We start from the raw sequence: 13719 nt of genomic DNA, 5'->3' as shown, positions 1-13719 counted from the left end.
TATGCAAATTTTACAGTTAATTTCATTGCTATTGGATTACCCCACACCTGAGCTGTTGGCGGCTAAGGATGAGTTACTGGCCGTGGTGGCGGCCAGCGAGTTACCGCAGAGCAATAAAGACAATCTCTGTGCCTTTATCAGTCAGCGCTGCGGCGCTGAGCTGATGGACTGGCAATCCGAATACGATGGTCTGTTTGAACGTGGTCGCTCTTTATCGCTACTGATTTTTGAGCATGTGCATGGCGAATCGCGCGACCGTGGTCAGGCGATGGTCGATTTACAGGCGCAGTATAAAGAAGCCGGTTTAGATATTGGGGTGCGTGAGCTACCGGATTATCTGCCGCTGTATCTGGAGTTTTTATCCACTCAGGGCGCAGAGAACGCACAAATCGGTTTGGAAGAAATTGCCCCAATTCTGGCCGTACTGACTTGCCGGTTGGAGCAGCGTGAATCCAACTATGCCGCCTTATTCCAAAGTCTGCTGCTGTTGTCCGCTGTTGAGGTCGATTTAGCCGATATTAAAGCGCAAATCGCCACTGAGAAACGCGATGACACGCCCAAGGCACTGGATAAAGTCTGGGAAGAGGAAATGGTGACCTTTATGAGTGCAGAGCAATCCAACAGCGCCTGCGGCACCGGCAATAAACCGAGTGAATCCCAACGGCGCGATCAATTTGTACCACTGAGCACCGATTTATTGCAAACCGACGCCCTGGCACAAGAACTATTTCATGAAGCCGCCGTGAAGCGCGCTTAAGGAGCATTAAGATGGCACACTTAAATCTGTTTGCCTTTGGCATCTACCCGTATATCGCGATTGCGATTATGGTGTTGGGTAGCTGGATCCGTTACGACCGTGAGCAATACACCTGGAAGACCAGTTCTTCGCAGCTGTTAGAAAGTAAACAACTGCGTAAGGGCAGCATCGCCTTTCATATCGGTATTCTGGGGATCTTTTTAGGCCACTTTGCCGGCCTGCTGATGCCAAAAGAACTCTGGTATCTGTTCGGTATTACCAGCGCCATGAAGCAGATGATTGCGATCGTTGCCGGCGGCATCTTTGGTTTAATCTGCTTCTACGGCCTGACCATACTAATCAAACGCCGGCTGTTTAACCCGCGTATTCGTGCCACCAGTAACCCAATGGATATCGCTATCCTGCTGTTACTGTATGCACAATTGATTCTGGGCTTACTGTCGATCTTTGTCTCAATGGGCCACCTGGACGGTACCGAGATGCTGAAGTTAATGGCCTGGGCGCAAAATACGGTTACGTTTAACTCTGTTGCGGCCGCAGAGTCCATCAGTAGCGTACATTGGATCTTTAAACTGCATGTATTCCTGGGCATGACGCTGTTTGTGGTGTTTCCATTCAGTCGCTTAGTGCATATGTTAAGCGTACCAGTGCAGTATATCAGCCGGCAGCACCAGATAGTGCGCCAGCGGTTTGTGCGGTAATGGCGGGGTGGAGGTAAATATGATTCAGGTTAACGATACCCCAATTAGCGAAGCCGCCATAATGGCGGAAATGCAATACCATCCGGCAGACAGCAAGCGCACGGCGATGCTAAAAGCTGCCGAATCGCTGGTGATTGGCGAGCTGCTGCGCCAGCGTGCTGCTGAACTGGGGCTGGAAATCAGCACCGAAAACAATGTCGTCACCGAAAATAACTATCTGGATGCCTTATTGGCCCGTGAAGTGTTGATCCCGACGGCTACAGACGTTGAGTGTGAGCAATACTACAAACTGAATCCGCAACGCTTTACCAGCTCACCGCTGTTAGAAGTGCGGCATATTCTGTTGGCGGCGGCGCCGGAAGATGATTCCGCCCGGGTTGAAGCGAAAACTCTGTCGGAAATTCTGATCCAACAACTGCAGCAAGGCACGTCCTTTGTCGAGGCAGCGCGAAATTACTCGGCTTGCCCATCGAAAGAAACCGGCGGCAGTCTTGGCCAAATCAGTCGCGGCCAGACGGTACCCGAGTTTGAGCGGCAGATTTTTAGTGCCGAACCGGGTTTAATGCCGCAAGGTATTGAAAGCCGTTATGGTGTGCATGTGGTTGAAGTAATGCGTAAAGTGCCAGGCCAGCAACTGCCATACAGTGCAGTAAAACAAAAGATTGCTGATTACCTGAACGAGAAAGTCCGGCGCAAAGCCGTCGCGCAGTATATTCATCAATTGATTGTGCAAGCCAGAATTGACGGCTATGACTTTCAGTTATCAGCGTCACCGTTAATGCAGTAACTTCGAGACACTGCATTTTTGCCAGCATACTTGTTGGCGTTTCAGAGCCGCCACTGGTGTTCAGTTGGCGGCTTTTCAGTACAAGACAACGCTCGGTAGCTGTCCTTTAATAACGTCTTGGTTGATAGGCATAAGCATCACGCAAGATGCGGTCACGTTGGCGATCAAAGCGATCATGTTCGCGTTCGACCTTGGCGGCGAACTTATCATAGGCGCGATCTACTTTACGCTGGAATTTCTCCCGCTCTTTATAATGGGGCCGCCCTTTACCTTTACGATGATCGTGGCGGTAATCCCGGGCCAGTTTATCCAGCTCCCGATCCAATTCACGCTCATAGCTGGCAAGCTTACGCTGATGATCAGCGGCTAAGCGGCGTAATTGCTGGCGGGTACGGTCGTCCACCCGCGGCGGTGCGTGGCGGATTTCATAATGCCGACTGTACCCCTGATATACCGGGTCAATGCGCGACACCCGTAAAATCTCATCTGCCGCCCGTTGCAGTGTAAACGCAAGCACATCCTGCACCACCCGCTCGGCTGGGTCGTAGCGCTCCTGGTGAGCACTCAGCGGCCAGGCAGGCAAAGTTAACATGGTCGCGATTAACAGCGTTTTGTTGATACCTGTTTTCATAGCAGGCTCCATTTCTGGCTAAACACAAGTTGATTTTGGCAAAGCGCCCTGAACGTTCGCTGAAGCAAAAACAGCGCTACCCCTGATGGGGTAATAACTGCAGCTGTGGCGCGACCTCGCGCCCGAGGCCGGTGCTGCCATCTCAAAAACCTTGATCTGGATCAATCTTTACCCTGGCTAAGCATCTAAGCTAAAACACAATATCTAGTGCCAACTTTAAATATCAACACAATATAAAGGGTTTTATGCTGCGTTATATTGCGGAACAGATTGTCTGGCAGGAAGTACCGGGAGAGGTGTCACTGGCCTACACCTTTAGTGGCTGCCAGCTGGGTTGTAAAGGCTGCCATAGTGCCGATAGCTGGGATGCCCGCCAGGGCCAGCCACTGTCGGCAGAGCATTTTGCACGGCGGCTGCAAGATTATCAGGGGCTGATTAGTTGTGTGCTGTTTTTAGGTGGCGAGTGGCAGGAGCCAGAGCTAATGCCACTGTTAAGCCTGAGCAAGGCCGCCGGTTTAAAGTGCTGTCTGTATACCGGGCTGGAGTTAACGGAACTTAGCCCAGCCATTCTGGCCGAGCTGACCTTTGTTAAAACCGGACGCTGGCTGGCCGAACGCGGCGGCCTGTCAAGCCAGACGACTAATCAAAAATTTATCGATTTGCGAACAGGCCAGTGTCTGAATTCGCTGTTTCAACAATCTAACTAACACAATGCAAGAGGGAATGGCTATGGCGGCGCTTAACACCGAACAACTGCAGAAAAAACTTCACTTTATTGAACACTACTTACAGGCAGCCAATGCAGCCGATGGCTCGAAACTGGATGCCAATGCCAATGTGACGCAGAAAAATATTGCTACCCTGGAAGCCGAGCTGATGAAAGATCAGTTTATTCAGGTTAACCGCGCCCTAATCAGCAATAAGATCCGTCAGTTATTTGATGCTGAGCTGGCAGCAGAGTATGTCCGCCAAATCGAACAACACGAAATTTATGTGCACGATGAAACCAGCCTGAAACCCTATTGTGTGTCGGTGACGATGTATCCATTTTTACGTGATGGCCTCACCAAGCTAGGGGGCGAATCGCAGGCACCAAAGCATCTGGAGTCTTTCTGTGGCTGCTTTGTTAACTTTGTATTCGCAGTTTCCAGCCAGTTTGCCGGGGCCGTGGCTACCGTGGAGTTTCTAACCTACTTCGACTACTTTGCGCGCAAAGATTATGGCGATAACTATCTGCAGACCCATCGCAAACAAATCGAAAACCACCTGCAACATGTGGTGTATGCGTTAAATCAGCCCGCGGCTGCCCGCGGCTATCAAAGCGTATTCTGGAATATCTCAGTATATGACCAGCACTACTTTGACAGTATGTTTGGTAACTTTGTGTTTCCGGACTTTGTAAAGCCAGAGTGGTCTTCGGTATCAGCGCTACAGCAATTTTTCTTAAGCTGGTTTAATCAAGAGCGCGAGAAAACTATCCTGACCTTCCCGGTCGTTACCGTCGCTATGTTAACCGAAAACGGCCACTGCAAAGATCAACAGTTTGCCACTGAGATCGCCCGCGAAATGGCAGCCGGGAATTCGTTCTTTATCTATCAGTCTGATAACGCCGACTCGCTGGCCAGCTGCTGCCGGCTGCGTAGTGAGATCAGCGATAATACCTTTTCTTATTCCCTGGGCGCGGGCGGCGTCGCCACCGGATCCATTAACGTCATTACCATTAATATGAACCGCCTGATCCAGGATGGCCGCGATTTGGCCAGCGAAGTCAGCAAAATCCATAAATATCAGGTGGCGTACCGCAAGCTAATGGAAGAGTACAAAGCAGCGGGCCTGTTAACCGTATACGACGCCGGCTTTATCAGCCTCGACAAGCAGTTTTTAACCATTGGCATTAACGGCATGGTAGAAGCGGCAGAGTCACAAGGCTTAACCGCTGGTAATAACCCGGACTATATCCACTTTGTGCAACAGCAATTAAAAGTGATCTTTGACGCCAACAAAGCCGCTAAAGCCGAATATGGTTATCTGTTTAATACTGAGTTTGTCCCGGCGGAAAATCTGGGCGTTAAAAATGCTAAATGGGATCGTGAAGATGGCTATTTCGTGCCGCGTGATTGCTATAACTCCTATTTTTATGTGGTGGAAGACGAGCAAACCAATACGCTGGATAAGTTTCAGCTACATGGCCGCGAGCTATTAGATTATCTGGATGGCGGCTCAGCGCTGCATTTAAATCTGGAAGAAAAACTGGATCAGCCAGGCTATCTGCAACTGCTAAATATCGCCGCCACCACTGGCTGCAACTACTTTTGCGTTAACGTCAAAATCACTATCTGTAACCATTGCGAAGCTATCGATAAACGCACCCTGTGCGCCTGTGCCCAATGTGGCAGTCAGGATATTGATTACGGCACTAGGGTGATTGGCTATTTAAAACGCATCTCTGCCTTTAGCGCGGGGCGCCGCCAGGAACATCGGCTACGGCATTATCATCGGCAGAGCAATGCCCGTTTGCAAAAAACTGGCTAAGGTGTTCCTGGCCATTCCCGCAACTAAGGGGGGCTGTTTGGGGGCATGCTGGCCCCCTTTTTATTTGGTTATTTTCACCTTGCATGGTCATTCCAACCCATTACTAGCGGGGTAAAAACAACCTAACTTCAAAATCAGAAAATGATAAAACCCTTAAAATACAGACAGATAAATTCTGGCCTGGTTCTTGTTATAGCTAAGGCGTCGACTCAGACCTGACGAACTAACCATAACAGGAGTGACCTATGAAATATGGGCGCAATAACAATAATTTAAGGGGGCTTTATGGCCGGATATCGTAAACTCTGGTGGCTGTTAATTGCAATTCTGGCGATAACCTTCGGCGTGCTGGGCTATTTTGGCGCTGAAGTGTATCGCTCGGCACCGCCTATTCCAGCCACGGTTGTAGACGCTCAAGGTCAGGTCATTATGACTAATGAGACCATCTTAAATGGCCAAACAGCCTGGCAATCGGTTGGTGGTATGCAACTGGGCTCGATTTGGGGTCATGGTGCTTATCAGGCTCCGGACTGGACCGCTGACTGGCTGCATCGCGAGCTTATGGCGTGGTTAGAACTCACCGCGCAAGAAGAGTTTGGCACCAGCTATCAAGCATTAACGCCCAGTCAGCAAAATGCGCTGCAATTTGCGTTAAAACAAGCCTACCGTACTAACAGCTATGATAAAGCTAGCGACACCTTAGTGCTTAGCGACCGCCGGGTAAAAGCCATAACCCAAACCGCTGCGCACTACATTGCGTTATTTGGTGATGATGCAGAACTGGCGCAAACCCGTGCTAATTATGCGATGAAAAACAATACCCTGCCCTCGTTAAGCCGCCGGCAGGAAATGACGCAGTTTTTCTTCTGGACGGCCTGGGCCGCCAGCACTGAGCGTTATCCGGATAGTGCGACTTACACCAATAACTGGCCACATGAGCCATTAATTGACAACCGGCCAACGGCTGAAAACCTGATCTGGTCACTGGTCAGTATTATTTTACTGATTGCCGGTGTCGGCGGCCTGATTTGGGGCTGGGCCTTTTTACGTAAACACGATGAAGAAGAGCCGGCCGCGCCAAAACTGGATCCTATCGCCCGGCTTAAACTGACACCGTCACAGAAAGCCTTAGGCAAATATATTCTGGTGGTGGTTGCCCTGTTTACCCTGCAGGTGTTTTTAGGCGGCTTTACCGCCCACTACACGGTAGAGGGCGATGGTTTTTATGGTTTAAATACTACCGAATGGCTGCCTTACAGTCTGGCGCGGACCTGGCATATTCAGGCGGCAATGTTCTGGATTGCCACCGGCTTTTTAGCTGCTGGTTTATTCTTAGCCCCCATTATTAACGGCGGTAAAGATCCCAAATACCAGAAACTGGGCGTCGATCTGCTGTTCTGGGCCTTAGTAGTATTAGTGGCAGGTTCTTTTGCCGGTAACTACTTTGCCATTATGCAAATTATGCCAGAGCAATACAGTTTCTGGTTTGGCCATCAGGGCTATGAGTACATTGATATTGGCCGCTTCTGGCAAATTATTAAATACGTTGGCGTGCTGTTCTGGTTAGTACTGATGCTGCGCGCAGTAGTGCCCGCTTTTAAAGCGCCGGGTGATAAAAACCTGCTGGCGTTGTTTGCTGCCTCGGTCATTTGCGTTGGCTTATTCTACGGTGCCGGCCTGTTCTATGGCGAGCGCACTCACTTATCGGTAATGGAATACTGGCGCTGGTGGGTAGTGCACCTGTGGGTAGAGGGTTTCTTTGAAGTGTTTGCAACGGTGTCACTGGCGTTTATCTTCCATAGCATGGGGCTGGTGTCACGCACTGTCGCCACTAGTGCCAGCCTGGCCTCGGCCTCGCTGTTTATGTTAGGCGGTATTCCGGGTACTTTCCACCATCTGTACTTCGCGGGCACCACAACGCCGGTGATGGCAGTTGGCGCGACATTTAGTGCACTGGAAGTAGTACCTCTGGTAGTGCTGGGCTACGAAGCCTGGGAAAACTGGCGCTTAAAAAACAAAGCGCCGTGGATGGCGGATATCAAATGGCCATTAATGTTCTTCGTCGCGGTAGCATTTTGGAATATGCTCGGTGCTGGTGTGTTTGGTTTTATGATTAACCCGCCTATTGCACTGTATTACCTGCAAGGCTTAAACACTACGCCAACTCATGCCCATGCTGCTTTGTTTGGGGTCTATGGCTTCCTGGCGTTGGGTTTCTGTTTGCTGATCCTGCGCTATATCCGGCCACAACTGGTGTTTGATGAAAACCTAATGAAAACCGCGTTCTGGTGGATGAACGGTGGCCTGGTGTTAATGCTGTTTACCAGCCTGTTGCCGATTGGTTTTATTCAGTTCTACGCCAGTGCCACTGAAGGCTTATGGTATGCCCGTAGTGAAGCTTTTATGCAAAGCGATATACTGCACGTACTGCGTTGGATCCGGACTATCGGCGACGTGGTGTTTATTATTGGTGCCTTAGCGGTCAGCTGGCAGGTCGTGAAGGGCGTGTTTGATAGCAAAGCCGCCCGCCAACCTTTGCAACAAACTAGCTAACCTCAGGCTCTTAGCCCACACCGTAGCTGACGCTGCGGTGTTTTTTTTGGGTGTTCCTGCTTATACTGGCCGCTTTGGCGATTTTCTCTCGGATCTTAGTGTGCGAATTCCAGCAACTTCTCTGCTTACAACCCTGCTGGCCCGGTTAGGGCTGCGCCATAGCGATAGCCAGCGCTTATCTGCTATCCCGCTGGCAGAACGGTTAAAAGTGGCACTGGCGGCCTTTGTGGCTCTTTTTATCGTGACCTACACCAGCCTGCAACTGGCCGATACCGCCAGTACTATTGTGCTGCTGGCATCGATGGGGGCATCTTCTGTACTGTTATTTGGTTTACCGAACAGCCCGCTGGCGAAACCCTGGTCCTTCGCCGCCGGCCATCTGATTTCGGCTACGGTGGGGTTAATTTGCTCCCATCTATTCACCGATTTGGCGCTAATGGCAGCAGCAACAGTGGGGCTGGTGCTGTTTGTAATGTATTTGTTTGAGTGTATGCATCCACCTGGTGGCGCCACTGCCCTGGTGCCGGTTATCGCCTCTACCGACAGCCTGCTTGGTTACGAGTTTTTGCTCTATCCGGTGGCGTTAAATGTGTTTGTGATGCTTGCTGTCGCACTTTTATTGCAGAAGTTCTGGTTAAAACGGGGTTTACAACCACCACCACAACAATTTGACCCGGTCCATTTACATCAGGATCCCTCACCACTAAAACGCCTTGGCCTACAAGCCGAAGATTTAGTGATGGCACTGAATAGCTTTGATACGGTAGTTGATATCAGCGAACAAGATCTGGAGCGGCTGTATCAGCGTGCTCAGCTAAATGCGTATCAACGCTTTAGTGGCGACATCCGCTGTCGCGATATTATGTCGCAAGACTTGATTACTGTGCGGGCCGACACACCGCTCTTTATGGCCTGGCAGTTGCTGCGCAAACATAAGATCGGTAGCCTGCCAGTCGTCGATGCAGATCAGCGCTTAATCGGCATTATCGCTACTGTAGATATTCTAAAACAGCTGCAAGTGCCCAGCTATGCCGCGCTGCTAAAGCAAGTGAATGCGCTGTTGCTACAGCGCCATTATAAACAGCAGCAAAAGCTGACCGTTGCCGATCGCATGAGTACACAATTAGTTACCGTAGGACCGGATGAGCACCTTGTTACGCTGGTGCCCTTGTTATCCGATAAAGGCTTACACCATATTCCCATTATCGCAGCTGATGGCACCTTGCTGGGATTAGTGACACAGTCAGATGTGATTGCCGCGCTGTTTCAACATCAGCTGCGGCAACTCCAGACAATCTGAGCGGGCTTTTGGCCGGGGCTAAGTGGAGTACCCCGGCAGAGGCATAGCACTGTGCTACTGCAGGCGGTAAACTCTGCTCAGCCGTCGTCTCAGAGGAACACCCCATGAGTGCTAAACCCGATCTGGCTACTGCGATGCAGCTACTGATCAGCGAGGTGAAGCAAAGCCTCCCCCTATACGAACCCGCCACCTATGTCTGCGGTATCACCAACAGTGACTGTCAGGGTTGTCCGAAAAAAATGCTGGAAATGGTCGATTCTGAGCTATGTTTTTGGGAAAGCGCACTAAAGCAAGGCCGCATTCCCAAGTTTGATGAACTGCGCCGTTTTGGCAAGCTGTGTCAGAGTGTGCACCGCAATCTGGTGCGCAATAAGATTTTATAAGTCTTAGCTTATTTGGCACTGACGCCCAAACCTCTGACATCAGAAGAAGCCGGCCCCCGACCAACACAACAGGCGGAGCCCTTTGGCATTATGCTAACTTAAAGCGGCCAATTAAGGATTCCAACTGCTCCGCTAATCTTGCCAGTTCGCGGCTGGTCACCGCAGTTTGTTCGGCACCGGCGCTGGTTTGTACCGCCACATCGCTGATACTGAGTATTTTCTGGTTAATCTCATCGGCTACCGTAGTTTGTTCTTCGGCGGCAGAGGCGATCTGGATATTTTTATCATTAATACCGCTTATCCCCTCCAGCACGTCACGCAGGATGCGGCCGGTCTCATTAACATTACTGGTGCCCTCTTCGGCCTGCTGCAAACTTAAGTGCATCGCTTCTGATGCCTTAACTGACCCTTGTTGTAAGCCCTCTATCATGCGCTGTATTTCACCGGTTGATTTAGCAGTACGCTGCGCCAAAGTACGCACCTCGTCTGCGACCACCGCAAAACCCCGGCCTTGCTCACCAGCACGAGCCGCCTCAATGGCTGCATTGAGTGCGAGCAAGTTGGTTTGCTCGGCAATACCGCGGATCACATCCAGCACTGAGGTAATGGCATTACTATCCTGTTTCACCTGCTCAATCACTTGCGCCGTACCACTGACTTGCTGTGCCAAACGTTCAATCAAAGCGATGGTGTGTTGTAGTTTCTGTTGGCCAGTGCCTGCGTTTTGCTGTACCTGCTCTGACAGAGCCGCCGCTTCGGCAGTGCTGCTGGCGACATCACGCACCGTAGCACTCATTTCATGCATCGCGGTGGCGACCAGTTCCGTGTCCTGCTGCTGTTGCTGCACGCCTTTACTGGTTTGCAGTGTCACGGCCGAGGATTCCTCTGCTGCCGTAGCAACCTGTGCCGTGGCCGAACCAATTTCCTGCATCACGCCTTGCAGCTCATCGGCCATATTATTGGCATACAGGGCAATGCGACCCAGCTCATCCCGCCCCTGATATTGACTGCGTTGAGTCAAATCGCGTTTTGCCAGTGCCGTCATCACCCGCTCAATTTCCTGCACCGCCAGACGGATATTCCGGGCAATCAATATCGTCAGGATCACGACAGCCGTCAAAGCCAGCAAAATCAACCCTGCCAGTATCACCAGGCTCTGCCAGGCTTGAGCTGCCAGCACTTCGGCCTGTGTCGCAATCTCAGCACTGAGTTCCCGCTCATAGGTCGTAAGCTGGTTGATCCGGCGGCTGGCTAAATCAAACCAGGCACCATCATCAACACCCAATGCCTCGCCAAGCGGCACGGTAAAAGCCAACTGCTGTAACCGGCTGACTTCGGCAAAGCTCGGATCCTGCTGTATGGCTTGCACCCGTTGCAGCTGTGCTGGTGCCAGTGCCTTTAAGAAGTTCTCTTCGTAAGCATTAAAGGCGCCGAGGTTATTGGTAAAGCGGGTTAGTAACTCAGGCGTAAAGCTATCACGACTAAATGCCAAACCCAGAATCGCCCGCTCACGCCCGGCGCGCTCTTTCATTTCAATAAACTGGTTGAGTAAATTTAATTGTCTGGCCATCGCCAGATGGGTCAGGCCGGCTTCCAACTGTTGGTTAAAATCCATTAATGCCCGGATCAGACTGGTGTAACGCTCTGCCGATTGATTGGCACTGATGCTAAAGCTTTCTACTTGCTGCCGCAGCGTACTTAACTCAGTAAAACGTTGTTGCAGTTGCAATACTTCCGGCTGGCGGTACTGTTGAAAACGTGCCAGCTGCTGGTCACTGCTTTGGCGTAACTGACGCAGCCGCTCAGTAAAACGCTGGCCCTGACTGTTAATCACCACACCGCTGGCACCACGCTCAGCTTGCAGCGCGCCAATCAGCTCCCCCATCACCACACTGACCTCAATCGCTGAGCCTACCTGCTGTGCTACCTGCACCTCCTGCAACCGGTTCATTAGTTGACTACTGGCCAGCCATAGTAATAACAGCACGGGTAAGCTGAGTAACAACATTAACTTACGGCCGATAGATAAATCGCGGATAACTTGCTGCATAGTGGCCTCGTTGGTAAAAAACACCTACGCAGTATAGGTGAATTTGACCCTAAAGCCTTAAGCGCAAAATAGGCTACCCCCTCAGAGGTAACTCAGACTTACCTTTGCCAGATAGCCGTTACGCTCCGTTGTTGTTAGCATAAGACTAAATTTTCCGGCTTACTGCAGGTTGTTGCGATGAATATTGAAAGTTATCAGGATCTAATCCAGGCCGCCCAGGCACAAACAGAACCGCAGCGCTTGTTGTTTGTGTTTGCCAAAGCGGAACTCCCTAATGGTTATACTGAACACCAAAAGCAGCATTTTGAACAAGGCCAGGGTGGTGCACTAGAACCCGTGTTATGTGTTGATAAACTGCCGCAAGATGTAGCGAACTTTCAGCAACTTGTGGAAGAGTCCAGGCATACCGGCCTTAATTGGGATATTGCTTTTGTTTCAGCTTTAGGCGGCCGTGGTGGTTTTCCACCGAATAGTGATGAAGCAGTGCAACCACTGAAAATGATGATGCAAAAAATTCAGGGCGGCATGATTGCCGACTTTCTGACCTTTGATAAAAACGGCGAGCTGGTCGCGCTTTACTAGGCGGTATCTGACTAACTAAGGTGTTGGCTGCGGACGTCCAGGTTGACATAAGCTGCAGAGTAGTGAATCTGGCCCCATTAGTTTTGCTTGTAGCAATAACGCCTGCAGCTCCTCCATGGCCAGTTGTACCTGCGACGGCTGCTCGTAAAAACTCACCGCAAAGCTGCACGTCAATGCCCGGCTTTGAATAGAAAGCAATTCCGAATCAGCTAACTGCCAGCGCAACTGCTCGGCAAATTCTCTGGCGTCAGTCAGTGGCCGCAAGGTGATCACTAACCATTCTTCCTGATCCGGGTTAAACAGCAACTTCTCTCCTACCTCCAGCTGCTGTTGTAAAAACTGCTGAAAGCGCTCAGTAATCAGCATCGAAATGGGTAGCTCATTAAAGTGATGCGCCTGATCTAAACGGTCTGGGCTAAATAAGATTAAACTGGCCCTGGCCGGCCAGAGCTCTGATGTATTTTGTTGTGGCTCTAACGTTAACCAGGATAGCGTTTCCGTTTGTATACCCAGATTCATCCCTGAAGCCTCCCTAAACGATTAAAGTCTAAATAAACTTAGCTCAGAGTCGACGCATTTACCACTAAAGTGGTAGCGCATCAGTTGACCTATGTAGTCGTGATGCTGCGCGGGATCTTGACGGTAAAACAGCTGCCCACGCCAGGTGTACTCTGTACCTCTATTAACCCTTTGTGTTTTTCCACAATGCTGCGCGATAACGCCAAGCCGAGGCCTGTACCCTGACCTTTCGGCTTGGTGGTATAAAAAGGCTGAAAGATTTGCTCTAATTGTTCTGCTGCTATGCCCGGCCCGGTATCGGCAACACTAAACCACACCCACTGCGCGTCGCAGCCGGTACTGATGGTAATAATGCCACGCTCGACAATTGCCTGGGCTGCATTCACCAGTAAATTCAGCAATACCTGATTCAGCTGCGACGGGATACAAAATACCGGCGGCAATTCGGCAAACTGCTTTACCACTTCAGCTTTATATTTAATTTCATTGGCAACAATATTCAGAGTGCTCAGGATCCCCTGGTGCAAATCGGCCATGACAAACTCGGCCTGATCGATATGCGAAAAGTCTTTTAAATCGCGGATAATTTCAATCACCCGTTGCAAGCCCTGCTCGGATTGCTGTAATAAATTGGGTAAATCCTCGCAGATATAATCAAAGTCAAACTGGCTTTTTAGCAACTGACTTTGCGCCGGCGGTAGCTGCTCGCTTAAGCGCTGCACCAACAGCATCAGGCTATTGGTATAGTCTTTTAGTACTGTCAGATTAGACGCGACATAGCCGATAGGATTATTAATTTCATGCGCGACGCCTGCCGCCAGCTGGCCAATTGAGGCCAATTTTTCGGAGCGTACCAATTGCTCGGTAAGCTCAGCCAGCTGCTGCTGTAATACCCTGATGTCCTGATCTGCCACCTTGCCTGCT

At 50.6% G+C, this 13719-nt stretch carries 13 protein-coding genes; 9 read left to right on the top strand and 4 right to left on the bottom strand.

Going from position 1 to position 13719, the window contains the following annotated elements:
- Window position 1: 1 nt before the first annotated feature.
- The 3 genes from narJ to AAY72_RS08340 are packed head-to-tail and all read left to right on the top strand — an operon-like array spanning window position 2 to window position 2245.
- Window positions 2-757 (top strand): nitrate reductase molybdenum cofactor assembly chaperone, encoded by a 756-nt coding sequence (gene narJ / locus AAY72_RS08350; RefSeq protein ID WP_057786761.1) that lies wholly within the window; start codon window positions 2-4, stop codon window positions 755-757.
- 11 nt (window positions 758-768) lie between these two features.
- Complete coding sequence (narI, locus tag AAY72_RS08345; RefSeq protein ID WP_057786759.1) at window positions 769-1458, top strand: respiratory nitrate reductase subunit gamma; 690 nt, start codon at window positions 769-771, stop codon at window positions 1456-1458.
- 19 nt (window positions 1459-1477) lie between these two features.
- Window positions 1478-2245 (top strand): peptidylprolyl isomerase, encoded by a 768-nt coding sequence (locus AAY72_RS08340; RefSeq protein WP_057786757.1) that lies wholly within the window; start codon window positions 1478-1480, stop codon window positions 2243-2245.
- A gap of 106 nt (window positions 2246-2351) precedes the next feature.
- Here the strand turns inward: AAY72_RS08340 and AAY72_RS08335 are convergent, their stop codons facing one another.
- Window positions 2352-2876: a hypothetical protein gene (locus AAY72_RS08335; protein WP_231728931.1), complete on the bottom strand. Its 525-nt coding sequence runs from the start codon at window positions 2874-2876 to the stop codon at window positions 2352-2354.
- 245 nt (window positions 2877-3121) lie between these two features.
- Here AAY72_RS08335 and nrdG point away from each other — a divergent pair, with 245 nt between their 5' ends.
- The 5 genes from nrdG to AAY72_RS08310 all read left to right on the top strand — a co-directional run bounded on the left by nrdG (window position 3122) and on the right by AAY72_RS08310 (window position 9644).
- Window positions 3122-3583, top strand: a complete 462-nt coding sequence (gene nrdG, locus AAY72_RS08330) for an anaerobic ribonucleoside-triphosphate reductase activating protein (protein WP_057786754.1) — start codon at window positions 3122-3124, stop codon at window positions 3581-3583.
- A gap of 22 nt (window positions 3584-3605) precedes the next feature.
- Entirely contained in the window at window positions 3606-5408 is a 1803-nt protein-coding gene (gene nrdD, locus AAY72_RS08325) for an anaerobic ribonucleoside-triphosphate reductase (RefSeq protein WP_057786829.1), read from the top strand.
- A 285-nt stretch (window positions 5409-5693) separates the two neighbouring features.
- Window positions 5694-7961: a nitric-oxide reductase large subunit gene (locus tag AAY72_RS08320; RefSeq protein WP_057786752.1), complete on the top strand. Its 2268-nt coding sequence runs from the start codon at window positions 5694-5696 to the stop codon at window positions 7959-7961.
- Between the two features lie 100 nt (window positions 7962-8061).
- Window positions 8062-9261 (top strand): HPP family protein, encoded by a 1200-nt coding sequence (locus AAY72_RS08315; protein ID WP_057786827.1) that lies wholly within the window; start codon window positions 8062-8064, stop codon window positions 9259-9261.
- A gap of 104 nt (window positions 9262-9365) precedes the next feature.
- Window positions 9366-9644 carry a hypothetical protein gene (locus AAY72_RS08310; RefSeq protein WP_057786750.1) on the top strand — a complete coding sequence of 93 codons (279 nt, stop codon included), beginning with the start codon at window positions 9366-9368 and terminating at the stop codon, window positions 9642-9644.
- Between the two features lie 88 nt (window positions 9645-9732).
- Here the strand turns inward: AAY72_RS08310 and AAY72_RS08305 are convergent, their stop codons facing one another.
- Entirely contained in the window at window positions 9733-11694 is a 1962-nt protein-coding gene (locus AAY72_RS08305; protein WP_057786825.1) for a methyl-accepting chemotaxis protein, read from the bottom strand.
- A 177-nt stretch (window positions 11695-11871) separates the two neighbouring features.
- Here AAY72_RS08305 and AAY72_RS08300 point away from each other — a divergent pair, with 177 nt between their 5' ends.
- Window positions 11872-12276, top strand: a complete 405-nt coding sequence (locus AAY72_RS08300; RefSeq protein WP_057786748.1) for a hypothetical protein — start codon at window positions 11872-11874, stop codon at window positions 12274-12276.
- Between the two features lie 15 nt (window positions 12277-12291).
- Here the strand turns inward: AAY72_RS08300 and AAY72_RS08295 are convergent, their stop codons facing one another.
- Together AAY72_RS08295 and AAY72_RS08290 are read right to left on the bottom strand one after the other, a co-directional pair.
- Entirely contained in the window at window positions 12292-12795 is a 504-nt protein-coding gene (locus tag AAY72_RS08295) for a hypothetical protein (protein WP_057786746.1), read from the bottom strand.
- A gap of 89 nt (window positions 12796-12884) precedes the next feature.
- Window positions 12885-13709, bottom strand: coding sequence for an ATP-binding protein (locus tag AAY72_RS08290; protein WP_231728930.1), 825 nt, complete (start codon window positions 13707-13709; stop codon window positions 12885-12887).
- Between the last annotated feature and the right edge of the window lie 10 nt (window positions 13710-13719).

It is taken from the genome of Alishewanella sp. WH16-1 (assembly GCF_001441695.1).
Lineage (GTDB): Bacteria > Pseudomonadota > Gammaproteobacteria > Enterobacterales > Alteromonadaceae > Alishewanella > Alishewanella agri.
The sequence above is the reverse complement of the archived record's forward strand: the minus strand, read 5'-3'. Positions and strand labels throughout refer to the sequence as shown.